The organism is Nocardia fodinahabitans (assembly GCF_052983615.1).
This window is the reverse complement of record NZ_JBRJJC010000001.1, coordinates 7,529,991-7,556,255: the sequence shown is the minus strand read 5'-3', so window position 1 is coordinate 7,556,255 and position 26,265 is coordinate 7,529,991. Positions and strand designations below refer to the sequence as shown.

Here is a 26,265-nt window from a genome sequence, read left to right as displayed (position 1 = left end):
AAAGCCGTGCTTGCGAGTTTAGCTGCCCCATCGGCAGGCGTGAGGGATGATGGTGTGATGGCTGCTCCCGCAACGGTTCCCGACTCATCCTTGCCCCAGTTGTTCGAGGCCGCAGACCGCGCCTCGCTTGACGGTCAGCGCTCGTACGTCGGTGGCATCCGGCGTCGCCTACTGTGTCTGATCGTCGCCGCCGTCAGCGGGGTCGTGGCTTGGCGCGTGGGCGCGGGACGCATCGACGTCCTGGGACTCGTTGGGATGCTGGCGTTCATAGGCGCAATCATCCAAGAGTCCGTGCTGTGGCGCCATCGGCCAGACAAGGCATGGTACGACGGGCGTGCTGTAGCCGAGTCAACAAAGACGCTGGCCTGGAAATTCTCCGTCGGTGGACTGCCGTTCCCAATTTCCATGACAACCGCCGATGCGACGAGGGGTCTGGTGGATAAGCTCGATGAGCTCAGTCATCAGTTTTCCGGTCTCGAACTTTCGGCGATTGCTAGACCTCAAGTGTCGGACTGGATGAATCAAATGCGAACCCGACCATTCGAAGATCGCCGGAAGAACTATATCGAAGCGCGACTGCGCGAGCAGCAGAATTGGTATGAAAAGAAGGCCCGCTACAACAAGAAGCGTTCTGGGCAATGGCGCGCGGCTCTATTTGCCTTGGAGTTTGCAGGTGCAGCGGCTTCGCTACTAACGGCCGTCATACAGACCAGTTTGATGCTTGGTCCCGCATTGGCCATGATTGCGGCTGCCGCGATAGCTTGGGTAGAGACCAAACAGCATGACTCTCTCGCTCGCGCGTACTCTGCAGCGTGCACTGACCTGTCGAACGCTGAAGCAAAGTTGATGATCGTGGACTCAGAGGATGCGTGGTCCCGTGAGGTTGACGATGCGGAAGATGCAATCAGCCGTGAGCATGTGGTGTGGCTAGCTACTCGTCACCGGCTGTAGGAATTCGCCATATCGTCGGTGAAGTGAGTTTTCCATCAGGCAAATTGATCCGCATTTCATTTCGTAATCGATTGTGCGGCATGATGTTCGTGTGGTGGACGAGTTGTCACGGCGTGGTTCCAGATGCGTTGTGGGAATTGGCCGAACCGCTTCTGCCGATTCGTCTGTGCCAGCGGGGTGGCGCCAGTCCCGGTCGACCATATTGCGGCCCATGTAGGCATCGGCGTCGAACATCGAGGCGGGCGTCCGCCTCCACGCCCACGACGTTCCGATTGGCGACCGGTCCAGACCGTTGCGGGATAACCGCGGTGATCCGCCTGCCACGCAACAGCTCTCGATTCGCCGTCGAGGAGTACGCCTTGTCGGCAGGACCCGATCGGGGTTGCGGCGCGGCGAGCCACCGGCCAGCCGCGGTACACCGATCGCATCAAGAACTGCTGGCATCATCGTACGAATCTCCTGCCTGCATTGCGGTGATCGACATCGCCAGACCACGACCCTTGCCGTTCGTGGCCCAGATGGGCTTGGTGGTCAATCCCGGGGAGACCGGCCTACCCGTGATCAACCGGCTCATATCTCGCCGTCCGGGCCGGCCAACGGGTATGAGCACCGGCTGATGTATGCGCACGATCGTCGAGTCGACCGAGATCACCCAGTCGAGGCTTCCCGGTCGCATCTGCCAATGCGTTCAACGCAACCAGTACCCGATCCCAGGTTCCGTCCTCGGTGTAACGGCGGTGACGCTTCCTAGCGTTTGCCACGGCCCGACGACCTCGGGCAGGTCTCGCCACGGCAACCCGGCCCGCAGCCGGTGCAACATCCCCTCTACGGCCAGGCGGTTATTGGAGAAGTTGCGACCAATCCGACCATCCGACTTCGGTAGCAGCTCGAGCTTCCACTGGCTATCCGTCAGAACCCGACACCGATCACCGACAGTCGCCGCCACATCGAAGATGTCGCCCGAACCGAGGGCCTACCGGGCGAGAACCGGAACGCGACTAGGTTCTGTCCTGTAATTCATCGGAGCCAGAGAACGATCGCGGCGATAACAAGCTCGGCCTGGAAGTAGGCGGCTCGTTTGGCGTAGCGGGTGGCCAGGTCACGGAACTGCTTGAGCCTGTTGAAGCATCGCTCGACCACGTTGCGCTGCTTGTAGGCCTCACGGTCGAACACCGGTGGTCGTCCACCTGCTGATCCCTTGGTACGTCGGCAGGCGATCTGGTCATCTCGTTCGGGACTGACGAACCCGATACGCCGGCGGCGCAGTGTGGCTCGGGTCGATGGATGTGCATATGCCTTGTCGGCGAGCACGGTCTCGGGCCGTGTCCGTGGCCTGCCGGGGCCGGTGCGGGCAACGCTGATCCCGTCGAGCAGCGGCAGGATTTGCGGGTTGTCACCAGCCTGGCCGGGGGTGAGCAGCACTCGCATCGGCAGGCCGCGGCCGTCGACAGCGAGGTGGATCTTGGTACTCAGCCCACCGCGGGACCGGCCGAGCGCTTCCCCGTCGACGGCGATGCATGCGCTGGTGGTGCCCCCTTTTTCCGGGCACCGGCAGCGTGCTGGTGGGCCCGGATAACAGTGGAATCGACACTGAGGATCCACTCGACCTGCCCGATCGAGTCGTCCTTGACGATCACTTCATCCAGAATCGCCTGCCAGGTGCCGTCGCGGGTCCACGTCCGCAGTCGCTCGTGGGCGGTTTTCCACGGCCCGTATCGTTCGGGCAGGTCACGCCAGGGTGCGCCGGTCCGTAGTTTCCACAGGATCGCGTTGATCACCTGCCGGTGATCACGCCAGCGACGGCCACGGCTCGATACCGGCAGCATGGGCTCGATCCGAGCCCATGCCCGATCCGTCAACTCGCCACGACCTACCACGTTCTCTAGCTAACACCAACCAGCACAACGACTTACAGGACAGGCCCTAGTTATGGCCCAGCGGATTTGCAGCCGGCCTTCAGGGGGTGTGCCCACCGCGCGCCGTCGGTTCATCACGTGGACCAGGGTCGGAGTGTGGCGAGCCCGCCAGTAGGCGGCCGCCACCAGCAACACTCCGTCCTCGAAACTTGTGCCCCACGGCCAGGTTTGCGACGGCCGGCCCGTGCCCTCACATTGGACCCGGATGATCTGCCGGGAGAATGTGCGTGGTCGCAGTCCGGAGGATTCACCGGATCGCCTGCCGATATCGCTACCTTCGATGCGATACCCGTTGCTGATCAACGACTTACGGGAAGGCCCTTAGGTGTCAGGTCGTCCTCGACGGCGACCAGCTCGGCGATCTTGGTGGCGATTTCTGCCAAAGAACCGTCCGCCGTGTCCAACCCATTTCGGGAGGCAAGCAAAGGACTGACCTTACGAAGTTCGCCGTAGGTCGTCTCGTGTACGACGGGAATCAGCAAGTCCCGTGCAAGGAGTTCGGAGAGCTCCTTGTCGGAGACGCCCCTGCTGTCGACGCGCTTAAGCAGCGCGGGGGTGACCAGGACGAGACCCGTGCGCGACTTCGCCAGGCCCCTGTCGATTTCCCGCATGAACGGCTGACCGAGCACGATGTCCTTCTCGCTGAACCAGACTGACACGCCTTTCGCGACCAGCAGGTCGTTCAGCTCCGTGGCGACACCGGACCGGTCGTCCCACGCGTGGCAGAGGAAGACGTCGCGAAGGTCGGGCTCCTGACGCGCTCGCAACTCGACGGTGCGGCGTACGGGAGTCAGCGCACGAACTTCGGCCGGCGTGTAGACCACAGTGGAGGTGGTCGGCGACCAATGTGGGCGAGTTCTACCGCTAGCGGACCCGCTCCCGCTGCCACTCCGCGGGGAAATGGCAGGCGGCGGATAGTAAGGCTGGGGTGACGAGTACCCGTAGCGCCGACCACGGCATGCGGGACACGCCTCGGCCGCGCTGGCTGTCCGATGGCCCCGAACCGGGGCAGTACATGAACTCATGATCAGATGCTAGTAGGCGTCGATCTGGGCAGGAACGATAGACCTCACGATCGGTGCGCCACCGACTGCCAGGACTGCTGCACGACCCGGTGATAACACCGCGCTGTCGGCTGGCCGCCGCGACTGGAGCCTAACTAGGGCAGGGATTTGTGAAACTTGACTGGTGGCAGGACAAGCGGAGCCTGGGCGAGAGGCAGGCCAGGTTGTCACCTACCCCTGCACCAGTCCCGTCTTCAGTGCGGGCAGGTGGGTATCGATGCGGTGGCGACGCCGGTGATAGCGGTGAATTCAGCCTCGGTGAGTGGTGTACCAGCGCTGGCACACGCCGTGTCGACCAGGTGGCCCGGATCGAGTTGACGCTCGACCACCAAGCCCGGTGCGTTTGTGGAGTTGCCGGTGGTCACGGTGATCATCTTGGTGTTGTCCTGGGAGAACGCGACACTGGTGCGTTGGTAGGCGAGCGAGTCGACCGAGGGAACGGCGAGGGCCGCCAGGGTGATGCCGGTGGTGAGATCGGCGATGTTGACACTGGTCGTGAGGCTCTCCGCCACCAAGGCCCCCCGGCTGTCACCGACCACCCGGAACATCGCGGGCAGGGTTTGCCGCAAGCTGTTCCCGCGCTCGTCCCACACTTCTACCGGCTGCTTTCCCCGCGCACGCAAAAGGAACGGCCCGGCGAATGTGATCGAGGACACTTCGCTTGGTGGCAGCGTCCCGACCACCGCGCCGTTGGTGGTGTCGATGATCGCGACCTGTCGCGCGGTGTCGGGGCCGGGCAGAACCATGGCGAGCAGGTTCGCTTCCTTGCTGAACGCGACTGATCTCGCCGCGAGTTGTGTGTTCTCAGCCGCGAATTCACGGCGCGCTGCGGCAACCACGCGAGCCGTGCCGCTCGTGAGGTCAACAGCGTGGATGGCACCCTTGGCATCGACCGCGATTGCGGTGCGTTGATCCGACCATGTGGCTGCCGCGATGATGGGGTTGCTGGCCTCGGTGGTGATCACCGGAACGGCAGTGGTCTTGTTCGGGCGTTGGCGACTCGGCGCCGCGACCGCGACCAACCTGCCGTCCTTCGTCCACAGTGGAATTCCCGGGATGTCCTCGTAGATCTGCGCCTGGCCTGGCACGCCAGGCATCGGCTGGACAATCACGGTCCCAGACGAGGTACCGGTGGGCGCGATTAGGAGGTGCTTGGTATCCGGTGCCAAGGAGATGGCCGCGCCGTCGCACGCGCGACATGTGCTCTCGAGGGGCGTTGTTGTCGTCGTCGCCAGGCGATCCATTTGGCCGACGGCCCATAGCGCGATGTGGCGGTCGCTCACCGACATCAGATGCTCGTTGTCGCCGATGAATGCAAGATTCTGGACCGAGGAGGCGCCAGCCACTTCGATCGCCGGGTTGCGGGCGGCATCTGCTGGCGCGACAGGTGTCACGTAGATGGCTGTGCCTGTCGCGATCGCCAGGCGCGACCCATCTGGGCTGAGTGCGAGCGGGCCGGGGGGATCGTTGTTCGGTGCCTGGGCGCTGAAGCGTGCTCCGTAGAGAGCATCTGACTGATCCGACAGCGCAACGTCGGTCGCCCACACCGGAATCGTCGGAGCACCGTTCGTTGCGGTGATGAACCTGCCGTCAGCGGAGGGCCGACCTGGTCGTTGGCGGGTGCCGATGTGCACTGACGAGTTAGTTGACGAAGTCCAGCTGGCGATCACGCGCCGGTCCCAGCCGCCGTAGGCGTCATCGAATAGGAGCAGCTCGTCGTCGGAGATTGCATTGATGGTGGTCGTTTTGGTCAGGTCATTCGTGGCGAGTGGATCGTGGTGCACGGTTGACGTACGCGATCTGACCCCGTGCACGGTCACTGAATTGGCCGACGCCCGCATCGCGCCCCGACCCTGTACGACCGCGGTCTCGCCGGTGGGCGACACACCAACGGCTTGGGGGTGTTGCCCCGCGGGGACTGTGAGTTCGAACGACGGCCCGTTCGTTTGCCAGAGCATCGCCGTCGACCTGTCTGTCGCGGCGATGACCGAGCCGTCGACATTGACCGCTAGGGAGATCACTGAGGCATCGAGGCGGCCGACCAGCATCGCGGGCCGGGTGTCGCCGGTATGCCACCGCACCACGCTGCCGTCGGCGAGGCCCGCGACGACCGCCGTGCCGTCAGTGCTGCCGACCACCTCGGTGACGGTCGTGTCGGCGGAGAGGTACCGAATGAGCTTCGGGGAGGCGAGGTTGGCACGAATGAGTGCGGATAAGGTCTGCGCGTTCTGGTCCGTGCGATACGCGCTGACGGCGAGTTGAAGAGCGGCTCGCAGGTTCGTCTCCCGCAGACTGTCGGCGGTTGACGCGAGCTGCCGAGAGAGGGAGACCCTGGCCTGGTCGCGCGCCTCGTTGCGCTGGACGAAGGCAGTGGCCGCTGCTGCGACCGCGACGACGAGAAGGACGACAAGCGCGCTGACAGCGGCGGCCCTGATGCGCTGCGCGATCCGGTGCGTCCGCAGGTCCTCGCTGACCAACTCGTCCTTGCTGATTCCATGAATCGGCGCGGCGAGTGTGGCAATGCGGTCCTTGAATTGGGTGTCGGCCAATGTTGCTGGCGTGCTTGACCGCAGGTCAACCCACTTTGGTTCGATGCCACCGAAGTATCCGCTCAGCGATACCGGCAGTGCGTTGCTGCGTGCCCACGCGAAGTCCTGTTCGCCCCAATGGATGTCACCATCAACGAGGCCGATGAGGAGCTTGTCGCGGTCCTTGTACTGCTGCCAATACTCGACCTCCTTGCGCACCCAAGGCGACGCCGCTGCCGCTGGCGAGGCAAGCAACAGGAAGTACCGGGAACTGGCCAGGGCTTTCTCGATCTCGCCCCAGAGGTCGGGTGACGCCGTGAGATTCGAGTTGTCGAGGAACACCCGCAGCGCTCGTGGTTGGCTCCAGCGCTTGTTCAGGCGGCTCAAGCCGCGCTGGATCGATTCCGGCATACCGGAGTTGGACTTGTCGCTGTAGGAGATGAACACATCCGCGCCGTGCGCGGCCCGACGGACCTGGCGTCGCAGCCGCCAGCGCGTGAACCACCCGCCAGCGGGAGGCTTCGGCTCTTGCGTGCCGGGCGCAGGCTGGACCTGATGCGAGCCTGAGGTATTCAACCGGGCCCCTTCCCGCCCGCCGACTCAGGCGATGCGCCGCGACAAAGAATGCTGGCGGATCGTATCGCAGCCGGGCGGGGATTGTGGGCTGATCGTTCGGTATATACTGACCGAAAGTAACAGTGGCGCAAGTACTTTAAGGAAGGCAGCGGTTCTGTCTGCCGTTGTCGCCTCCGGTCTCTGCGAGTAGTCTGCGGCGATCGACCAGATCGTTCGGAGGCAGGATGATCACGACACTTCGACGATGGCTAGCGAGGTATCGACGAAACCAAGCCGCTGCGGGCGCCGATGTCTTCATCTCGTACAGCCATACCGATGACCGGGCGCTTGCGCCGCACGTGCAGCACGGCCTCGCACGACTGGGCAAGCGGTGGAACCGTCCCCACGCACTGCGGGTGTTTCGAGATCAAACCGACCTGCACGCGAGTCCAGACCTCTGGTCGGAGATCGAGCAAGCACTCGCTGGTGCGACGTACCTGCTCCTGCTCGCCTCGCCGGGTGCGGCGGAATCGGAGTGGGTGGGGCGGGAGATCGACTATTGGCGCACACACAAGCCTCGGCGAAATCTGCTGGTCGCCGTCACCGGGGGCGATGTGCGCTGGGCACCAACGTCGCGTGACTTCGATTGGGGCGTGACATCGGCACTACCGAGGGCACTCAGCGGATACTTCACTGAGGGAGAGCCGCTGTGGGTCGACCTTCGCCAGAACACCTACGTCGAACCCAACCTGCGTGATCCACAATTCGCCGACGCGATCGCAACCGTCGCGGCACCTGTGCACGGAATGACCAAGGCGGAGTTGATCGGAGAAGACATCCGCCGTCACCGTCGGTTCACACGAATTCGCAACGGGGCGATCGCGGCGCTGGTGCTGCTCGTTGTACTGGCGCTGATCGCAGCTACCATCGCCACTCGACAGACGTGGCTGGCCACGGAGCGTGAACGCATCGCGACCTCGCGTGCGCTCGCCGCGCGCGCCGACAGCCTCGTGGCTACCAGCCCGCGCCTCGCGACCCACCTGGCGCTCTACGCATTCGATCTTTTGCCGACGCCGGAGGCAAAATCTGCACTCGCGAGCGCCGCGGAGGCGAACACACATACCGTTGGCTACCTGGGTCCCCGATCCGAGGTGCCAGCGGCCTTTCGCGCGACATCACGCTATGCGACCAATGAGGTCGCCGTGAGTGGCGACGGCAATACCTTCGCGCTCTTCTCGCAGTTCGATCAAGCCGGGCAGGCGGAGGGAGAGGAGACCAAAACAGTTCGGGTGTTCGCCACCGCTGATCGTCGCCTCCTCGCGACGATCCAGGCCGAGCCCAACAATGACCTCGCGATCGACCATCTCGGGCGTCGGCTGGTCGCTGGCGGGCGAGTATGGGACATCGGGACGCAAAAGCCCATTGCCCGCGTTGCGGACCGGGGAGGACGTTGGCCTGACGCGGCGATCTCCCCCGACGGTCGTTGGGTGGCGACGAAATGGCGAACCGATGAAGGTCCAGCGCTTGTTCGCATTGTGGCCGCCGATACCGGCCGGGAGGCCGGATCCTGGACAACCGCAGGGCCGAATCCTGGCATCCGGTTCAGCGCAGACAGCACACGCGTGCACGTCGTCGACGCCGAGGATGGCGCGAGCAGCCATCGCGTTTTCGACCTGCGGACCGAGGCAACGGCAGCGGACGTCCCGTTGCCGAACATGCCGACTGGCTTCGCCTTCCCCAGCGCAACGGGAGCACACGCCTTGGTGCTGTCCGGTCGCGAGATCCAGATGTGGGACCTAGGTGCACGAGACGTGAGCGCACGCCGAGCGATCGGGGAGAACACAGCGGCAAACTCGGTGTCGATGTCGGCTGATGGTGCGCGAGTTTTCATCGGCACCGCCGCTGCGGAACTCACGGTCTACGACGGAGCCCTCGATCCTGTCGTCAATTGGCGCAACCCCTATTTTCCACGCAACATCACTCTTGCGGTGATGACGCCGGATGGCTCGCGCGTGATCAGCGCGGCTGAGGACGGCAGCGTGGTAGTCAATTCGGTCGCCCCGGTCGGTGCGGTTACCGAGGTGGACCGCGGGGTTCGAACGCAGGTCACCGGCGACGGTCGGGCATCCATCACCAGCGATGGGCACACGGTGAGGATCCGCGATGTCCCATCTGGACAGATCAAGGCGACCTTGCCGGCCAGCGTGCTTCCTGAGCGCGCCGAGTTCGCCGTCGATGTAACCAACGATTTCAGTCGGGTGGCGATCTTGTACGACGGAATGCTCTGGATTCGGGACGTGGTCTCGTCGGCCGTTGTCAGCAGCCTTCCCGTCGCGCGGAGCTCACCCGGTGGCGGTCGAGTGCCAGGCCCCGAAGTACATTTTCTCGATGGTGCGGATCGTGTGCTTGTCACCTCGGAGGACAACCCAGCGTTGGTTGTCGATACGCGGACCGGACGCGAAGCGCAGTCGATCGGCGTTGACGGCGACGCAAGTCAGAAGGTGCTACTTGCTGAGGATCGGGCAACGATCGCACAGTTCGTGTCGGTCGCATCGCGTGCCGGTGTCACCGACATCGAAGTTCGGCTGTGGCGGTGGGACCGGGTATCCTTGCGGTTCGCCACGTATCGCACGGCGCGGTTCACCGCAGACTTCTTCCTCGGGGGCGGAATGCGATTCGAATGGCTTGGCTTCGCGGTGGCCGCCAATCTCGACTCGGTCGCCGTTGTCGATGGTGATGGGCGTATCCATATCGCCGATATGGTCGAGCCCACCGCGACCGTGCTCGACGGGGGTTTGTCCTCGACGTCGACGAACATCGCTTTCGGAGCCAACGACACGATTCTCGTCCAGGACGGGAACCTCGGTGCGGATTCGGTCCTCTATCTCTGGGATGTGAAAGACCGCGTGCCGCTTGGGCAATGGCGGTTTGGTCACGCGGGCCAGTTCACTACTGAACTGAGGTCGCTGGCCAGGCTCGCAGATGGTGACCTGCTCGGCACGCAGCGGGGGGCGGGCTTCCAGCGCGTTCTCAGTTGGAGGCTGGGATTTCCGCGCTGGCGGCAACTGCTGTGCGCGACCATCGCAAATGACGAGCTGTCCGCATCGGAGCGACGACGCTACTTGCCGACCGTGAAGTTGCCTAACCCGTGTTACGGGCAACGGCCACAGTGACCGTGGGGCGACAAGGCCGTGGTTTCCCAGCGCAGCAATAATGCCTGGCTAACGTCGGCGGACTTGCTCATATCTATTGTGCTGCAATATAACTGATGACTAGTGCCGTGCCACACACGGTCTGCAGCGGTCGCTCGCTCTCCCGGATGGATCGGCGCGTCTATGGATACCATGCCGAACTGCAGCTGGAGAATGATGATGAGCCGGCCGTCGCCTGGGAGCGGCCGCCAGGACAACTCATCTGGTGCAGCACTAATGCGGCACGCGCCCAACCAGCATACAAGCGAATCAGACTCGGGCAGAGTGTGGTTGGTGCGCTAGCGCCGGTGGCGGCGGTGGACGCGCCGCCGGTTTGCCGCCTTGATCGCCGCAGCCGTGGTCGCTGCGGGGGCGCGCTGCAGCTTCAATGGCAAGCGGACTGGATTCGCTACCGCGCGACAGCGGAGGCGCTCAAACGCGAGTAGTACCACTACCTTGCAAGGCTGGACCATTGAGCCATTTTCATCATGCCGTAGCAGCGTGAGCCTTCCTGTCCACTACGTGGGCCGCAAGGACCGGGCCGAGCACATGGGGTCAGTCAACCGGCCAACCGCGAGCTTGCCTAATCCGTGCTACGGGCAACGACAACACTGATGCTGGGTCGACACTGCCGTGGTTTCCCAGCGCGGCCATAATGCCTGGACTAGCGTCAGCGGACTGAAACATATCTGCTGTGCCGCAACATAACTGATGACCGAGAACCGCGGTGGTCCGCGGCGGTCGCTCTCATGGATGATCGGAGCGCCTATGACTACCCATACCGAACCACAGCCGGAGAACGATGATGAGCAGGCCGTCGCCTGGGAGCGACTGGCCGGACAGCTCACGTGGTATAGCACTAACGCAGCACGCGCCCAATCGGCCTACAAGCGAATCAAACTCGGGCAGATCGTGGTTGGCGCGCTAGTGCCAGTGGCGGCACTGACTGCGCCCCCGGTGATCACCGCCTTGATCGCCGCAGCGGTGGTCGCTGCGGAGGGCGCGCTGCAACTGTTCCAGTGGCAGGCGAACTGGATTCGCTACCGCGCGACAGCGGAGGCGCTCAAACGTGAGAAGTACCGCTTCCTGGCCAAGGCTGGACCGTATGGCGGCGCGGACCGAGCCAAGGCGCTCGCGGATCGGGTTGAGGTGATCATCTCGGCGGAGAACTCGTCCTGGATTGCTGCGCAGGAGGATTCGGCGAAGTCAGAGGGATGACAGGCGCTGGTTCGGTGCGCCGTCGATACCCGCGTGGATGGCGGCAGCGAGCTGTGTTGGTTCCGCCATCGAGATGACCGTGGTGTGCGGTGACCGGCGAATCTGGTTGGCAGTGGAGTTGTTTGGGTTGTCTCCCGCGTCGGCGATCTCGTCGGCGGTTCGGCCCGTGCCCGCCAGCACCACGACCGGGCGGCTGACCGCCAAGCTGTGCAATACGTCCGTGTAGGCGATCGCGCCGCCGTTGATGAGCACGGTCACCGAGCCCTGGCCTTGAGCGAGCGCGGTCGCGATGGCAGCGATCCACGCTGATTCGTCACCCCATTCGTCGCCGGGAACCAGAATGATCGTACTGTGTCCTGGCTCGAGCGGCGCGGCATCGGATTTCGGTGCTGGTTTCCCCGGGACCAGCACCGTGCCACGCGCCGCGACGCCGATGAGCGGAAACGTGGCGCCGACGGTGGCCCGTGCGTCCCCCATCATCCGCATGACGCCCGCATCGGTTCCACCGTCGACGACTGTGGCACCGAGCTGCTGGGCCAGCGGGACGATGTGCTGGCGCAGCAGGCGCGCAAGCGTGCCGTCGGGATCTGTCGCGAGCCCACTGGCCCCTCCAACGATGACCACGACGGGGCGGCCGACGGGCAAGCCCGCCTGTGCCAGGGTTTCATCGACGGTGTCGAGCGAGGTCACCTCGACGACGGGCGGTCGGGGCATTGGCCAGTCCTCAGCATGCGGGTGGGGCAGGGGGAGCTAGCTCGGTGAGCAACGCGGTCCAATACTCGTCGTCCTCACCACAATGACGATGCAGGCGCACGATAGTGTCGTGGGTGGTCCTGCGTTGCATCTGGTCGTTGGAGACGGCGAGAGCCTTGTGCATCCACTCGACTGCATCTGGCATATCGCCAGCGTAGATGGATAGCTCGAGCATTGTCGCGTAGTCCCAGTAGCCGGGGCTGCCGCGACGGACTCGGGACCGCGCCGCGTACCGTACGACCGGGAGGATCTCATCGAGTCGGGGGTCGGTGCGGTCGGCCAGCCACAGAAGGTGCACCGCGTTCACGCCAGGGTAGGGGTCAAGCGGGTCGAGTTCGAACCCCGTGATGTAGGCGTCGATGGCCTGGGTGAGCAGTACTCGCTGCCTGGGATGGCCTTGGTCTCTCGCGCGGGTCCATCGGTCCTTGTATACCCGACCGAGGATGCCCATCGTCTCACTGCTGCGGCCGAGTTCCTCGCAGATGGCTTTCAAAACGCGTTCGGCTTGGTTGCTGCCGACGCCATCGGGCAGCCGGTTGTAGGCGAGGGCCAGTTGCTCGCGGACCCCCGCGCTGCGGGCCAGTTCCGACGGGAAATCCCTGACCAGCTCGATCAGCTCCGGCCACATCTCCAAACCGCGGTACACCAGCATCAGATCGATCAGGACGTCCTCGTGATAGGCGTGCAGGTCAAGGTGTGCGCGCAGGTGGAGCACCGCGGCCCTGGCGTTGGCCTGTGCGTTAGGCTTCGCGAGATCAGTGCCGATATCGCGGATTTGCTCCAGCCGTTCCCTGATGTCCTCCGCGTCCTCCAAGCCCTGGCGAAACCTCCTGAGGTCTCCGGGATCGACGCGCGCTGGCCCCAGACCGGGGAACAGTTCGAAGAGCGGGCTGTCAGTGAGCTGCGCGGCTTTGGCTGCCATAAGGCGCGCGGTCAGCTCCTCTCGGTCGGCCATCGCACGGTTGGGGCACCCAGCTCGATCGATGCGGTACTTGTACATTCGATCCGGTGCCAGGTCGAACGGCACGCGTGGCGAGCCATTTGCGGCGATCAGCACCGTGCTCCAACGCCGGATCGCGTAGCGGATGCCAAGTTCGTAGAAGACGTTCGCATTGGCGTAGGTGAGGTCTGCCACCGCGTAATCGCACGCTATGAGCCGGCCGTACATTGCGTGCTGGACGATGCCGCCCAGACGTTCCTCGTCTGCGCGTAAACAGGACATGCCAGCTGCCTCAACCGCGGGTTTGATGACCTGCTTGTACACCTCATCGAATTCGATCGCCGACGTCGCGTCGGATTTCGTGCCGAACGGCATCAGGACGAAGCACAGCGGTCTCGCCGGCGAGCTGTCGCTGTCCTGCATGCGCTCTCCTGGTTGTCGGGGCGTGCCGCGTCGGTCGCCTCCTGGCTGCTCGTCGTCGGGGCGATGGTGCCGCAGTATATCTAAATCTATCTGTTGTCCGGGTGTTCTGCTGCGGCCCTGGCGAATTCGATGCTTCCTGCGGTTGTCCATCGTTCGTGGGACGCGAGCTTGCCCAGCGCATAGCATCACCTCTGGTAGTGGGGCCCGAGCGACGTCCTGAGGTGATTGACTCTTGTCGTTGATTTCGATCTTCGTCTCCTCGACGTTCCGGGACTTTCATCGTGAGCGCGACGAACTGATCGCGACGGTGCTGCCGATGCTCAACGACCGAGCCGCCGAGTTCGGCTGCCGCGTCGAGTTCGCCGACCTGCGGTGGGGGGTGACAGTCGAGGACGCCGACGACGACGCCCGCCAGAACCGAGTGCTCCAGGTGTGCCTGAGCGAGATCGAACGGACGCGGCCGCTATTCGTCGGGCTGCTCGGTGATCGGTTCGGTTGGGTGCCGGAACCGCATCGACTGCGGCTCGCGGCGCAGGAGGCCCGGATCATCGACTACGACCCGGACTGGTCAGTGACCGCCCTCGAATTCGAGTACGGTGCGATGCGCCGGCCCGATTCCATCGCGGTCTTTTTCGAGCGTGACATCGTCGGTCCGGCGCCGGCGCAGTGGAGCGATTCCGATCCGAGTCTCGCGCGGGCGCTGCGGCGACGCGTTCGGGAACGCTGCGAGGTGCACACCTACCGAGTCGAGACGCAGGGCGCGAGCCCGTTCGATCTGACCGACTTCGTCGACGTGACCGCGCGGGTCCTTGGCGACAAGGTCGCTGAGTGGGCTCGCGAACTCGGTCGCGCGCACCCGGACCCGGTCTCGGCGGCCGAGGCGCTGTTCTTTGAGGACCGAGAGCGCGCGTTCGATGGGCGTGATGAGCTGGTCGGGGAGGTCGCGGAGGTCCTCATGCGCGGGTCGAGCGTGTGCCTTCACGGCGCGTCAGGCATCGGGAAGTCCGCGATCTGGTGTGGGGTAGTCAGTCGGCTGCGGCAAGCCGGGCACCAGGTTGTCGCAGTGCCGGTGGGGGCGTCACCGGAGGTGTCGACCACGCGGGCGGTCGTGGCACGGCTGGTGACCCTGCTGGGCGGCGCAGTCACCCCGACGATGGCCGTGGACGAGCTGATCGAGGCGTTGCGCATCTGCTGCGCGTCGGTAGCACCGCTTGTTCTTGCCGTCGATGGGATCGACGTGCTACCCGACTCGACGCGGCCGGTGTTCCTCGGTGGCCTGCCGTCTGGTGTCGTGGTGCTGGCATCGACGACGGATCCGGCCCAGGCGGGTTACCTGGCCGCATTGGGCGCGCGGATCGAACCGGTGGGCGAGATTGGCCCCGCCGAGGCGCGAGCCGTCGTCGCCGGAATCTGTGCCGCGATGGGACGCAGCCTGCCCGCGGCTGCGGTCGATTCGCTAGCTACACGGCCACGCAGCCCGCTGTGGTTGCGGCTCGCGGTTGGCGAGCTGTCTGCGCTCGATGCCGACGACTTCGCCGATATTGATCCCGCAGCCGACCCGTTAGCGGAGCTCGCCGCGCTGGTGATCCGGGTGGTCGGGCAGATGCCGACCGCCGTCGGCGATCTCGTCGCGATGATCGTAGATCGAGCGGTGCGGCGATTCGGGCACGAGGCAGTAGGCCGGACGCTCGCGCTGGTCGCCGTCTCGCGGTCCGGGCTGCGTACGGTCGACCTCGAGTCGCTGGTCGGGGTCGACACGTTGACAATCGCCGGTATCCGTAGGGCTCTGCCTGGGGTACTGATCGCGCGGGGCCCGGGCGGGCGGCTCGGACTTGCGCATCTCGTGGTGCGCGACTGGGTCTTGCGCGAATTCGTTACACCGGCAATCATGCGCGCCCTCCACCGCGAGGTTGGTTGGCAGCTGGTGCAATTCGCAGCCACAGACGAGATCTGCGATCAGGATGCGCTCTGGCATTTGCTGCGAGCAGGCGACTCGGCGGTGGCGGGGCGAATCGACCGAGCTAGCAACGAACATCGTGCTGGACTGGCCGCAGTCGTGCTTGATTCCCTTGGCGTCGAAGGCTTTCGAGATGCGCTGGCCGGGGTCGGCGCCGCAGGGATCTACTTCCTGGCTTCGATCGCATTGGAATACAAGCCTACGCTCGGAGCCCTTGAACGCTATGAATTCTGCCGGTGGGTGTTCGATACCGCCCGATCGCGTGCCGAGCGCGACGATGCGGGCGAAGCGGAGCTACAGGCGATGTGCGGGGCAGCCACCGGAATCGCTGACCTTCCGGCAGTGGAGGGTAGAGCGGCAGAGGAACAAGCCGCCGCAGGTGCCGCGCGCGAACTCGGCGAGCAGCTGGTGATGCGATTCCCTGAATCGGACCTGGCACGGGAAATCAGGGCGCACACCTCACTGTGGCATGCGCGAACACTGCGAATAGCGTCACCCTCGATCGCACTCGTCTCAGCTCGCCGGTCTGTCGAGGATTGGGAGCACATCGAGCGCCATACGCCCGGACGGCGAGTCGACGCATGGCTGCAGTTCGCGCTCGGACAGTACGGCGATATGCTCCGCGGGACTGGAGACAAGGACGCCGCTCGGCACATCTACGCACGGGCACTGTCGATTGCGGAGCGCCTCGCCGGACGATACCGGGTAGGCCAGGTCAACGTGGTCTACCAGCTCATCAACCTGGCCGACGATGCGATGGGGCAGGACAGCACCGACGAGGCGGTTGAGCTGGCGGCCCGCGCGGTCTGCCTGGCCGAAGCGGACTATGCTGCTGATCCGAACCGGCAGGCTACCGACACGCTCGCGCTCGCCTGCCGGGTCAACGGATTCGTGTTGGCCCGCACAGGTGATCTGATCGGTGCGCGTGATCAGATGACCCGGTCCGCAGGGCTGTTTCGCGCGGCGGCTCGATCCGACCCGGACAATCCGGCGACGGTTCCGTTCGCGGCGGACACATTGGCGGCTGCGGCCGCGGTGAATCTCGCGCTCGGCAACCCTTCGCTCGCCGCTGACCAAATCGCGGCGGCGAGGGCGCTCGATGTCGCGGACGAATCGGAGGTATGGCGCTTGGTATTTGCACAGGCCACGCGTTTCCATGCGCACGCGTCCAACGATCGCCGCTGGGCAGTTGCCGCGACCACCGCTGCCCGCGAGTACGCCCGCGTCGATCCGATCGCGACGAATCCGCATGGATGGCTGGCCGAGCATTTGGCGAACGAGGCATTCCGCGACCATTCGGACGCGGCTGAGCCGGTATGGGAAGCCGCGTGCGGTCACGCGAACGTACTTGTCTCGATCGATCCGTCGAACGAGGACCATCTCGCCACGATGCTCGGCGTGCACGACGCCTTCGGCGCGTGGCTGGCCGATCGGAGACGAATGTCGGAAGCGGCGCATGTCTGGCTCGGCCAGGCCAGTGCCGCGGGGGTGACCACAGCACACGCGGGTGTCCGGGCAGCACGAGCGAGTCTGGCCACGAACCTGCGACGGCTTGCGGTCGAACTCGCCGATCTGAACAAGCGCAGCTTGTTGGCGAAGGCATGCCGCGAGCGGGCGGACTGGTTGGACAAGTGGGAGCAGGGGTAGCTCCATGCTCGATGTCGTCTACTGCCCGGTTTCGGCGGTGCTGTGGGTTCTGGTGTCGCGCGTCAGACTTTGTGGCAGAGCCCGTTGTTTGCGGGTTTGACCAGTGAGAGAGTCTGAATCATGGCTAAACCATCGGCTGTTCCGGCCGAGGAGAAGGCAAGGATCGTGTTGTCGGTCCTTGCCGGTGAGCTCACCGTGGCCGAAGCGGCCCGGCGAGCGAAGGTGTCCGAGCAGTCGGTGGGCAACTGGAAACGCCAGTTCCTCGAAGCCGGCCGCGCCGGTCTGACCGCGGGCAAGTCTGGATCCTCCACGCGTGAGCAGCAACTCGAGGCCGAGATCGCAGATCTGACACAGGCTTTGGGAGAAGCGCACCTGGCCGCGCGGGTGTGGAAGAAGTCCGCGGAGGGCCGGTTGGGCCCTTCGAGGACCTCGAGGTGATCCGCGTCGAGGCGGGCACGGGCGACCACGAGGTTCTGCGCGGTGGTCGGTGTGCCCGAACGGACCTGGCGCCGTCGGCAGGCCCGCGCCCGCACCGGTGCCCCGGTGATCGGGCCGTGGCCCCGGCCGGCCCGCGAGAACGCTCGCGAGGCGGTGCGTCGGCACGCGTTGGCGCATCCGGCGTGGGGACACCGCAAGGTGTGGGCGATGTGCCGCTACGACGGTCACCAGGTGTCGCAGGCGACGGTGCTGCGGTGCTTACGTGATGAGGGCCTGCTGCTGTCGGCGGCGTATCAGCGTGAGCGCCGCCAGCTCGCAGCTCGGCGCAAGGCTGCGTTCGCGTTCGAGCCGACCGGCCCGAATCAGGTGTGGCAGTTGGACTTCAGCGAGTTCGAGACCACCACCGGCGGGACGTGGCGGATCGCCGGATGCCCGGACTACTGGTCGAAGTACGAGCACCCGTGGCATGTGTCACCGACGGCGAACCAGCATGATGCGATCACCGCGATCGAGCTCGCGCTGGCCGACTACGAGCAGGCGTTCGGCCGCCCGCTGGCCGCGACGGCAGCCCGTGACGGCGACGGCAACATCATTCCGGTGTTAACGATCGTGACCGACAACGGTGGTCCGTTCCGGTCGTTCCGGTTCGAGGCGTTCATCGCCGCTCACCCCGAGCTGCGGCACGTCCGCACTCGTGTCAGGTCGCCGGGCCAGAACGGCTCGCGTGAGCGCGGCTTCGGGTCACTGAAGTACGAGCGACTGTTCTGCGAGGAAATCGACGACGTGCTGGACCTGGTGAAGCACGCCGACGCCTACCGGGTCGAGTACAACACCGTCCGTCCGCACGAGGCCATCGCCTGGAACCGGCCGGCCGAGGTCCATCGCGGCCTGGTCGACCCATTGATCCCCAACTTTCCAGAGACCGAAAACCTGCCAACTACTTGACGCGGGACACTCGGGCGAAGACTCGCTCCAGCAATGCGGTATCGGCGAGACGAGGGGTGAAGTCGAGATCGAACTGGTCGGCAAGGATGAGCGGAGTGCCGGGTGTGTAGCCGGTGATGATCGCGCGTGGGTCGTGAGGGAGATACACGGTGACGAGGACTGATCGCTGTGGGCGCAGTCCGCGGGCAGCGGCGACGCCGAGCCGTGTGAGGAAGTGACGGGCGCGGTGGAACACGAATACCTCCGGTGAGAATGGTGGAACCGGCTGAGACGCCAACGCTGTGTCCGGCAACGGTGCGGGCGTCGTCGGCGAGGTGCACTCGCGAAAGCTGTGATTGGGCGTGAGTCCAGGCTGCGAGGATCGACGGGGCGGTTGCCGTGGGGCGGGGTGCGGTTGTCGCCGCGAGTCAGAACCAAGCTCGGAACTGGATTTCGGTGTATCCGTTAGGCACCGTGTCAGCGACACTGATACGTTGGCGCGCCCAGGATCCGATCGGGCCATGAGCGTTCTTGAAGTAGCCCTCACCGCGGTCGACGGTGAGCGCGGGAAGAGGATGGGCGACGTTCTCGTCGGGCGTGGAGTCTTTGAGGAGGTAGACGCGGCGGTCGTGGTTGATCAGATACCGCCCGGGCACAACATCGGGGACCGGTGTCTCAGAGATCTGTTCGGCGAGGCGATAGAGGTTGGTAGACGGCTCGGTGCCGGGTTCTGGGTCGCAGGATTCGCCGACCCAGACGATCCGGGTGGGTGTCGTGAGGATCTGTTCCACTTCGGTGACGAACCAGCTTCCTTGCCAACCGTGCTCGGCCAGTTTGTAGAAGATCCCTGGGTGGAGGTAGCCAGTGACTGTGTCGGAGTCCTCGGCGAGGAAGACCGGTTTGAAGTGTTGGCCCATGGTGGTTCACCTTTCGGATCGCGCGTGGTTGCAGTGGTGAGAGCTGGGGGTCAGCTGGGTGGGGGCACGTGCAGCCACCCGAGCGAGGTGCAGGCGTAGTGGCGTGAGCCCAGAGCGGCGACGTCTCCGACCATCAGGCGTCGGTGCGCGGGGCTGTAGCCGCGGCGGGTGCGGTGGTCATAGGTGTCGGGGAGTCCGTCTCGTGCTGCGATGGCGTGGTCGGACACCGCCTGGTCGTCGAAGCTGGGTTCGAAGATGTCGTGGAGGATCTCGACGTCGGTGTTGCGCGCTGAGACGTCGACGAGGAAACGGTCGGTGAGGACCAGGGTCATGCCGGGCGGGTACCCGCGGAGCATGGTGTGCGGTTCGGTGGCCAGGTACACGGTCACGCAGAGCTGTCGCAGCGCGGAACCGGTGGGTTGTTGTCGGAACCGGTGGCGGGCGTGGGGGAGATGGGCGCGGCCGAACACGAGGAACCTCCATCGGGTGAGCGGTTGGGGCACCCAGTCGCGCGGTGCCCCAACCGACTACAGAAAAAGTGAGTTGGGTCGGGCGAGGACGAGATCAGGCGGCGGTGTTGTCCCGCGTCGCCGGCACGTACAGGCCAAGGTAGACCCGGCACTTGGTGCAGAACCCGTCGTCGTGGACGGGCAGGTACTGGGTGCAGCCCTCGCACCGGCCCGCACGCTGGCCGGGCGGAAGCACCCGTGCTCGTCGACGCGATACGGGCTGCACTCGCGCGGGCGCGGGCTCGTCTTCGAGGTCGGCGAGGGTGGGCGCGCCGGGCAGATCCGAATGCGTGGCGAGGAATCCGTCGACGACACGGATCAGCCACTCGGGTGCCCGGCGACGTACCTCGTCGAGAAGTGCGCATGCCGCGTCGGGGTAGTGCTCGGCGAGGTAGGTGCAGTACGCGGTGGCGAGTTCGGAAAGTTCGAACCCGGCCGCGAGTGCGGGCAGACCGGGATGGTTGTCGCTGCGGCAGTAGTCACACAGCCCGTCGTCGGACCGCAGCACTCCCGCACGGGTGTGGATGGGGCGTTGGTCGGTGGCGGCGCGTTCGACAAAGCACGACACGCACCGCCATCCCGCGACGGGATTCATGGCGGTGCGGAAGTCATCGAGCCCGTTGCCCTGGAACATGTACGAGTTGCGGCGGTCCGAGCGCGAGCCCAGTCCGGTGCGTTGTTCGGCCCACAGCAACGAGTGCTCGTGCGATTTCACGGGAGCACCGGCCTCGGCCCGGTCGTAATCGTGTTGGTCGGCGACGAAGGCACAGTACTGGTGATCCCAGATCGCTTCGGAGACCTCGGTGGGCAGCGGCGCACGCTCGCCAGGGCGGCGAGGCGTCCAGCCCTGCACGGTTCCGGTGAATCGGACACCGCGCGCGATCAGTTCGGCCATGCGTTGGCGCAACCTGGCTTGGGTGTCGACTTCGGTGTCGACGAACAACGTCTCGGCGATGTAGTCGGTGACTTCGAACGGTTCGGCTTCGGCGGGTCGGCGTTTGCCGCGCGCGCCGACACGGGCACGGATCTGCTCGGGCCGGAGCCTGGAGGCGTCGACCGTGCGGGAGGCGGGCGACGTCAGTCGGGGCATCGGGTTGCGCCACATGCGGATCGACTGGCGCGGCATCTCGGCGGCGAGGAGTTGGACGTGGAGCTTGGCGAACTCGTCGGCCGCGGTGGTTTCGGGGTCGGGGTTGGCTTTGGCCCTGGCTTCCAGGATTTGGGCGAGGTCGTGGTCGGCGTGGGAGTGTAGGTCCGGGTCGGTGTCGGGGACCAACCGCACCAACCGTTCCCGTTCGAGGTCATCCCCGGCAGCCCACCGCGCGCGCAAGCGCCGCAACGCTGCTTCGCGCGGGTAGAGGGTGAAGACTTCGACCATGTAGTCGAGGACGTCCCAGTCGGCGTCGGTCGCCAGGTCAAGCGCGCCGCGGAACGCACGCTTGGCGGCGCGACGGTCACGCTCGAAGGTGAGCCCGATCGCGAAGATCGCATCGAGGAACGCCGCAGTGCCCGGCTCCGGCACCGGCTCGACCTCGGGTTCTGAATCGGGGGCGATGGGGGTGGACTCGGTCGGGGTGACGAGCGCCGGACCGACGAAGGTGCTCGGGTCGAACGCAGGCTCGACGACGCTAGTGCCAATGGCACCAATGAGCACAGGGGAGTGAGGGGCTACGAGGACGGACACAGCAGATCTCCTGACTAGGACGAGAGATTCGACGGCACCCGGGCGCGCTGGAACTGCCACGCTTTTCGCACAAAAGAGGGTGCCGGGCTGGGGTGGGCCCAGCCGAGGGCTACCGACCAGGACCGTGGGCGACACGACGGCGGGAACGCGCCTGGGCGTGCGGAAACGAATTCCCCGCGCTGACAGGAAGACCGGTGGCCTGTGCTGGTGGTGGCGCGGGGAATTCGTTTGTGCCGGGCGTGGGCCCGACGGCGTGGCGCACGCGGTCCTGGTAGCCCTCGATCGGCTGGGACCACCCCAGACCGTCACCCGGACCCACATCTGGAGAACCACTGGCCGACAGCCAGCCGCCGGCTGATCCGGATGCGGTCAGGAGATCGGTGCTCTCAGAACGGTGGTTCGCCGAAACCTGCACCGGCACCTGCGAGTACGGGTGTTTCCCACGACTCGCGACCATCACCACGATCGGTTGTGTGACTGGCCCCCAGATCCGCAGGCCCGCTTGCCGCGGCGGTCTCGGTGTTCGTGCGGGTGGTGGGTGTCGTGGTGTCGCGTTGGCTGAACCCGCTGCCGCGAGTGCCGCTGTCGGTCTGGCCTGTCGTGCGGGTGACTTGGGCACGGGCAAAACGCAAGCTCGGGCCGAGCTCGTCGACCTCGAGCTCGTACACGGTGCGCTTGTCTCCCTCGCGCGTTTCATAGCTGCGCTGCTTGAGCCGTCCCATCACCAGGACCCGCGCGCCTTTGACCAGTGTTAAGTAGACCTCTTCCGGCACTGTCCATAACGTCCGTACGGTTTGTATTCGGTCGGCAGTTCCTGCTACATAGACACCTGGTCTTGTTGTGTCGTTGTGGAGGAGGGTGGCCGGTGTCGCTACGGGTGCAGCGTTTGCGGGCACCGGATTCGGGGCGGCGTTCGTTCACGGTGGTCGACGTGGCTGGTGTGCCGGTGTGGCCGATCGAGGAGTTTCTGTCGCATCTGGTGGCGGTGGGTAAGGCGCCGAACACAGTGCAGGGCTACGCCTACGACCTGCGGGATCTGTTCGTGTGGTTGGGGCAGCGGGGTTGGGACTTCCGGGAACTGAATCTGGAGCAGTTGTCGGAGTTCTTCTGGTGGTTGCAGCGTCCGAAGTCGACTCGGCAACCCGGGGTGTTCGTGTTGCCTGGTACCGCGGCGGCGGTCGAGCGAACGACGTTGGTCCGTAAGCGTTCCGCGGTGGCATCGTTCTACCGATTCCATGCCCGCCGAGACGATTCGGTACCTGCATTGTTGGGAGAGCTGGTCGGCCCGCGCCCTACGGGTGGGTACGTGCCGTTGCTGGCGCACACCCGGCGGGGCGCGCCGAATGCTGATTCCTACGGCCCGATCCGGCTGCATGTTCATCGCAAGCCCGCGAAGACGGTGACTGTCCCCCAGCAGCGGGCCCTGATGGATGCGTGCACGCGATTACGGGATCGCTTCCTGCTCCTGCTGTGGTTCGAGACTGGGCTTCGGTTGGGAGAATCGCTGGGGCTGCGTCACTCGGATCTGCGGTTGCGAGCGGGTGAGGTTCACGTGGTGCCGCGTGAGGACAACGTGAACGACGCGCGGGTCAAGCGACTCAAGTCTCGCGTTGTTCCGGCCGCCGCCGAGGTGTTCGACCTCTACGCCGAATACATGGAGGTCGAATATGGCTGCCTGGACAGCGATTTCGTATTCGTGAACCTGTTCCGGGCGCCGGTCGGCGCACCGATGACGGAGACGAACGTCCACAAGCTGATCGAGCGGCTCCGGGATCGCTCAGGCGTCGGCTTTTTCGCGCCCCACATCGCCCGCCACACCTACGCGACCCGACTGCTCCGTGCTGGGGTCCGCATCGAGATCGTCGCTGAATTGCTGGGTCACTCGAGTTCGCAGACGACGGAGATGACGTACTCGCATCTGACGGTCGAGGACCACCGCCACGCCCTCGTCGCCGCGGGGATTCTCCGGGAAGGTACCGAACAACATTGACTACACCGCACGAGTTGCCGACCACCTCGGGGTTGCTGGAGCGGCTGATGCAGACCGTCGACCCGATGTTCCGCGGGGAGATATTCTTCCCGCCCACCGACAATCGGGTGTTCGTACAGGACATGTGTCGGATCCGATCCTGCGGCATCGCGCTGAGCTACGCTTCGCGGCGTTTGTGTCAGGGCCATTACCTGCGATGGACGGCGGCTGGACGGCCCGATCTGGAGCAGTGGACCTCCATCGAGGAGTTGGCGACTGAGCAACGGCGGATCATTGCCTGCTGTGTGGTCCGTGAATGCAACCGGGCCGCGAAGTCGAACGGGTTGTGCCATCGGCATGCAAACCAGTGGTCCCATTACGGCCGCCCGGATTTGGATGAATGGTTGGCGCGGACTCTCTATCACCCGCCACGCGGCTCGTTCGAGACCGATTGCCAGTTCCCAGGTTGCGCCCGTTGGTGTGACGGTCCGAGCAGATCGATGTGTCGGCCGCACTGGGACAGCTGGCTACGCGCGGGTCGAATGCCGATGGCGGAGTGGCTCGTTCACCTCGAGCGGATGCGCAACCCGCGTGTGAAGCTGCACCGATTGAGCGGGCAGGTGCGGTTGGAGATCGGCTATGGGTTGCAACGCCGACACGAGCTGGGCCATCAGCACACCGCACCTCGGGTCGTGACCAAAGCCATCGGGTGGGTTCGGTCAGCGGGCGTGCACAGTCTGTTGGACTGGGACGATGACGAATGGAGAGTGTTCTCCCGTCCTCGGGAGGCGAACTACGACACACTGTCGCTGGCATTCATCAAGGACACCCGCTTCGAGTTACAGGCATTGCTCATCGACGCCGACCCCTGGGCCGACCAATACCCGCGCGACACCTGGGATCTCAAACATGTTGGCCTGAACACCAGCGACGTTCGGTTCCTGCGGTTCGGCGCCATCGCGCAACCGTGGCTGAAAGAACTGGTCAAGCGCTGGTGCCGATGGCGCCTGAGCCGCGAGCTGAGCCCGTCGACGGTCGCCATCAACGTCCGAGCCTGCGTCCGGTTGGCCCAATACCTGCACCACGCGCTCGGCTCTGACGCGAAACCCGCGGACCTGACCCGCATCCGCCTGGAGGGGTGGCTGGCCGAACTCCAGACCAAGGTTCCAGAACCGACGACCCGTGGCGCGGCGATCGCGTCGATCAGTGGATTCCTCAAAGACGTGCACCGGCACGAGTGGCAACCCGATCTGGCTCGTAATGCCTTCATCTACGACGACATGCCCCGGCGGTCGCACCCCAAGCCGCGGTTCATCCCCGAGCAGGTCATGGCACAGTTGGAAACTCCGCGAGCATTGGCGCAGTTCCCGTCGCCGGACGGGAAGCTGATGGTGGAACTTCTCATCGCCTGTGGGCTGCGGCTCAAGGACGCGCGCACGTTGCCGTTCGACTGCATCGTCCGCGACGCTGACAACAATCCCTACCTCGCGTGGCTCAACCGCAAGATGGCCGATCGCCCGGCGTTCTTCCCGCTCGCAGAAGAGCTGGCTGCGAAGATCGTCACCCAGCAGCGAGCTGTGCTCGACCGATTCTGCGCGGGGTCACCGTGGTTGTTCCCGGCGATCCACAGCAACGTCGACGGCAGCCGATACGCCAGCGGCACCCGCCTGCGTGAGCAATTGGAGCGCTGGCTCGAAGCATTGGACATCGTCGATGAGCACGGTCCGCTGATCCGGGTCACCTTCCACCAATTCCGGCACACAGTCGGCACCAGGCTGATCAATGCCGATGTCCCGCAACCAGTGGTCCAGGCGTTACTGGATCACATGTCGCCCGACATGACCGCGGTCTACGCTCGATTGCACAACGAAACACTGCGTGAGCATTGGCTCAAGGCGGTGAAGGTCAATGCCGATGGTGAACCCGCCACGATCACTGCCGATCACCCACTCGCCGACGCGGCCTGGGCCAAGCTGAGCATGGTCCGCGCGAAAGTGACACTGCCGAACGGATACTGCGGAGCTCCGGTCCAAACCGACTGCGAATACGCCAACCCATGTCTGGACTGCCGATTCTTCATCACGACCACCGAATTCCTCGGCCAACATCGTCGTCAACGCGACGACACCGCACGCATGATCGACGATGCCGAAGCTGCCGGGCACCGGAGAGTCGTCGAGAAGAACACTCGCACCCTGATCAAGCTCGACACCATTATCGAAGCACTCGAATCCACGCGTGACGGCCAGATCGTGGCCGGGGGAAAGGTCGAAGAACTCGATGCCGCTGGCTGACAACACCCGATTCCTCCTCGAAGCCACCCGGCAGCGCAGCACGGACGCACGCAAACGAGCCGAGGCCGCGATCACTACGGCGACCCGCGGCACAGGTCGCATCACCGTGGCCGGGATAGCCAAGACCGCAGGCGTTTCACGGTCCTGGATCTACACCCAACCCGACCTCGTTGACGCGATAGCTGCTCTGCAACAACGGAATCCGACGACGGACCGGATGGTGACTACCTCAGCGACGGTGGAGTCGTTGCAGACCCGGCTAGAGGCAGCCAACGAACGCAGCAAACAGTTGCGCACGCAAATCGCGCAGCTGACAGCCCAACTTGAATCCGCATACGGCGAGATCCGGGCACTGCGCAACGCTGCGCCGAATTGACCAGGACTGCG

General features: G+C 65.0%; 20 protein-coding genes. 9 read left to right on the top strand and 11 right to left on the bottom strand.

The features are described 5' to 3' along the window. Window positions 1–57: 57 nt before the first annotated feature. Complete coding sequence (locus NV348_RS35695; protein WP_447150854.1) at window positions 58–951, top strand: DUF4231 domain-containing protein; 894 nt, start codon at window positions 58–60, stop codon at window positions 949–951. A 688-nt stretch (window positions 952–1,639) separates the two neighbouring features. Here NV348_RS35695 and NV348_RS35690 read toward each other — a convergent pair. The 4 genes from NV348_RS35690 to NV348_RS35675 all read right to left on the bottom strand — a co-directional run bounded on the left by NV348_RS35690 (window position 1,640) and on the right by NV348_RS35675 (window position 6,906). Then, window positions 1,640–1,897 carry a transposase gene (locus tag NV348_RS35690; RefSeq protein WP_447150853.1) on the bottom strand — a complete coding sequence of 86 codons (258 nt, stop codon included), beginning with the start codon at window positions 1,895–1,897 and terminating at the stop codon, window positions 1,640–1,642. Between the two features lie 71 nt (window positions 1,898–1,968). Then, window positions 1,969–2,777, bottom strand: a protein-coding gene (locus tag NV348_RS35685; RefSeq protein WP_447150852.1) for an IS5 family transposase whose coding sequence is annotated in 2 segments (ribosomal slippage) — window positions 1,969–2,465 and window positions 2,465–2,777 — 810 coding nt in all. Because the reading frame shifts where the segments join, the coding sequence is not laid out codon by codon here. 389 nt (window positions 2,778–3,166) lie between these two features. Further along, the gene (locus tag NV348_RS35680) at window positions 3,167–3,691 is read right to left on the bottom strand and encodes a toll/interleukin-1 receptor domain-containing protein (RefSeq protein WP_447150851.1); all 525 of its coding nucleotides are present in this window, start codon (window positions 3,689–3,691) and stop codon (window positions 3,167–3,169) included. Window positions 3,692–4,125: 434 nt separating this feature from the next. Next, on the bottom strand, window positions 4,126–6,906 hold the full coding sequence (locus NV348_RS35675) for a WD40 repeat domain-containing protein (protein ID WP_447150850.1): 2,781 nt from the start codon (window positions 6,904–6,906) through the stop codon (window positions 4,126–4,128). Window positions 6,907–7,259: 353 nt separating this feature from the next. Between NV348_RS35675 and NV348_RS35670 the strand changes: the two genes are divergently transcribed. Both NV348_RS35670 and NV348_RS35665 read left to right on the top strand, forming a co-directional pair. Next, the gene (locus NV348_RS35670) at window positions 7,260–10,187 is read left to right on the top strand and encodes a toll/interleukin-1 receptor domain-containing protein (protein WP_447150849.1); all 2,928 of its coding nucleotides are present in this window, start codon (window positions 7,260–7,262) and stop codon (window positions 10,185–10,187) included. Window positions 10,188–10,973: 786 nt separating this feature from the next. Beyond that, the gene (locus NV348_RS35665) at window positions 10,974–11,423 is read left to right on the top strand and encodes a DUF4231 domain-containing protein (RefSeq protein ID WP_447150848.1); all 450 of its coding nucleotides are present in this window, start codon (window positions 10,974–10,976) and stop codon (window positions 11,421–11,423) included. Here NV348_RS35665 and NV348_RS35660 read toward each other — a convergent pair. Together NV348_RS35660 and NV348_RS35655 are read right to left on the bottom strand one after the other, a co-directional pair. Beyond that, complete coding sequence (locus tag NV348_RS35660; RefSeq protein WP_447150847.1) at window positions 11,412–12,137, bottom strand: hypothetical protein; 726 nt, start codon at window positions 12,135–12,137, stop codon at window positions 11,412–11,414. The genes NV348_RS35665 and NV348_RS35660 overlap by 12 nt on opposite strands. A gap of 10 nt (window positions 12,138–12,147) precedes the next feature. Continuing rightward, window positions 12,148–13,539 (bottom strand): TRAFs-binding domain-containing protein, encoded by a 1,392-nt coding sequence (locus tag NV348_RS35655; protein WP_447150846.1) that lies wholly within the window; start codon window positions 13,537–13,539, stop codon window positions 12,148–12,150. Between the two features lie 232 nt (window positions 13,540–13,771). On the opposite strand from NV348_RS35655, the gene NV348_RS35650 reads away from it, so the two are divergent. The 3 genes from NV348_RS35650 (at window position 13,772) to NV348_RS35640 (ending at window position 18,526) form a co-directional block, all read left to right on the top strand. Beyond that, on the top strand, window positions 13,772–17,143 hold the full coding sequence (locus tag NV348_RS35650) for a DUF4062 domain-containing protein (RefSeq protein ID WP_447150845.1): 3,372 nt from the start codon (window positions 13,772–13,774) through the stop codon (window positions 17,141–17,143). 120 nt (window positions 17,144–17,263) lie between these two features. Then, window positions 17,264–17,581 carry a transposase gene (locus NV348_RS35645; protein WP_447150835.1) on the top strand — a complete coding sequence of 106 codons (318 nt, stop codon included), beginning with the start codon at window positions 17,264–17,266 and terminating at the stop codon, window positions 17,579–17,581. 51 nt (window positions 17,582–17,632) lie between these two features. Beyond that, window positions 17,633–18,526 carry a transposase gene (locus NV348_RS35640; protein WP_447150834.1) on the top strand — a complete coding sequence of 298 codons (894 nt, stop codon included), beginning with the start codon at window positions 17,633–17,635 and terminating at the stop codon, window positions 18,524–18,526. Here the strand turns inward: NV348_RS35640 and NV348_RS35635 are convergent. The 5 genes from NV348_RS35635 to NV348_RS35615 all read right to left on the bottom strand — a co-directional run bounded on the left by NV348_RS35635 (window position 18,519) and on the right by NV348_RS35615 (window position 22,388). After that, a complete protein-coding gene (locus NV348_RS35635) occupies window positions 18,519–18,761 on the bottom strand; it encodes a hypothetical protein (RefSeq protein ID WP_447150844.1) in 243 nt (80 codons plus the stop codon). The genes NV348_RS35640 and NV348_RS35635 overlap by 8 nt on opposite strands. A gap of 172 nt (window positions 18,762–18,933) precedes the next feature. After that, window positions 18,934–19,422, bottom strand: coding sequence for a hypothetical protein (locus NV348_RS35630; protein WP_447150843.1), 489 nt, complete (start codon window positions 19,420–19,422; stop codon window positions 18,934–18,936). A gap of 50 nt (window positions 19,423–19,472) precedes the next feature. After that, complete coding sequence (locus NV348_RS35625; RefSeq protein WP_447150842.1) at window positions 19,473–19,892, bottom strand: hypothetical protein; 420 nt, start codon at window positions 19,890–19,892, stop codon at window positions 19,473–19,475. Between the two features lie 94 nt (window positions 19,893–19,986). Then, on the bottom strand, window positions 19,987–21,615 hold the full coding sequence (locus NV348_RS35620; protein ID WP_447150841.1) for a hypothetical protein: 1,629 nt from the start codon (window positions 21,613–21,615) through the stop codon (window positions 19,987–19,989). 386 nt (window positions 21,616–22,001) lie between these two features. Then, on the bottom strand, window positions 22,002–22,388 hold the full coding sequence (locus tag NV348_RS35615; protein ID WP_447150840.1) for a single-stranded DNA-binding protein: 387 nt from the start codon (window positions 22,386–22,388) through the stop codon (window positions 22,002–22,004). Window positions 22,389–22,480: 92 nt separating this feature from the next. Between NV348_RS35615 and NV348_RS35610 the strand changes: the two genes are divergently transcribed. The 3 genes from NV348_RS35610 (at window position 22,481) to NV348_RS35600 (ending at window position 26,254) form a co-directional block, all read left to right on the top strand. Then, the gene (locus tag NV348_RS35610; protein WP_447146861.1) at window positions 22,481–23,605 is read left to right on the top strand and encodes a tyrosine-type recombinase/integrase; all 1,125 of its coding nucleotides are present in this window, start codon (window positions 22,481–22,483) and stop codon (window positions 23,603–23,605) included. Between the two features lie 557 nt (window positions 23,606–24,162). Further along, complete coding sequence (locus NV348_RS35605; protein WP_447150839.1) at window positions 24,163–25,878, top strand: tyrosine-type recombinase/integrase; 1,716 nt, start codon at window positions 24,163–24,165, stop codon at window positions 25,876–25,878. Further along, on the top strand, window positions 25,865–26,254 hold the full coding sequence (locus NV348_RS35600; protein ID WP_447146859.1) for a DUF6262 family protein: 390 nt from the start codon (window positions 25,865–25,867) through the stop codon (window positions 26,252–26,254). The genes NV348_RS35605 and NV348_RS35600 overlap by 14 nt, the downstream gene beginning before the upstream one ends. Window positions 26,255–26,265 lie beyond the last annotated feature (11 nt).

Bases quoted from the DNA above. Each gene is read 5' to 3' on its own strand.
- NV348_RS35695 (WP_447150854.1), top strand. From the start codon at position 58: ATGGCTGCTCCCGCAACGGTTCCCGACTCATCCTTGCCCCAGTTGTTC.
- NV348_RS35670 (WP_447150849.1), top strand. From the start codon at position 7,260: ATGATCACGACACTTCGACGATGGCTAGCGAGGTATCGACGAAACCAA.
- NV348_RS35665 (WP_447150848.1), top strand. From the start codon at position 10,974: ATGACTACCCATACCGAACCACAGCCGGAGAACGATGATGAGCAGGCC.
- NV348_RS35660 (WP_447150847.1), bottom strand. From the start codon at position 12,137: ATGCCCCGACCGCCCGTCGTCGAGGTGACCTCGCTCGACACCGTCGAT.
- NV348_RS35655 (WP_447150846.1), bottom strand. From the start codon at position 13,539: ATGCAGGACAGCGACAGCTCGCCGGCGAGACCGCTGTGCTTCGTCCTG.
- NV348_RS35645 (WP_447150835.1), top strand. From the start codon at position 17,264: ATGGCTAAACCATCGGCTGTTCCGGCCGAGGAGAAGGCAAGGATCGTG.
- NV348_RS35630 (WP_447150843.1), bottom strand. From the start codon at position 19,422: ATGGGCCAACACTTCAAACCGGTCTTCCTCGCCGAGGACTCCGACACA.
- NV348_RS35605 (WP_447150839.1), top strand. From the start codon at position 24,163: ATGCGCAACCCGCGTGTGAAGCTGCACCGATTGAGCGGGCAGGTGCGG.
- NV348_RS35600 (WP_447146859.1), top strand. From the start codon at position 25,865: ATGCCGCTGGCTGACAACACCCGATTCCTCCTCGAAGCCACCCGGCAG.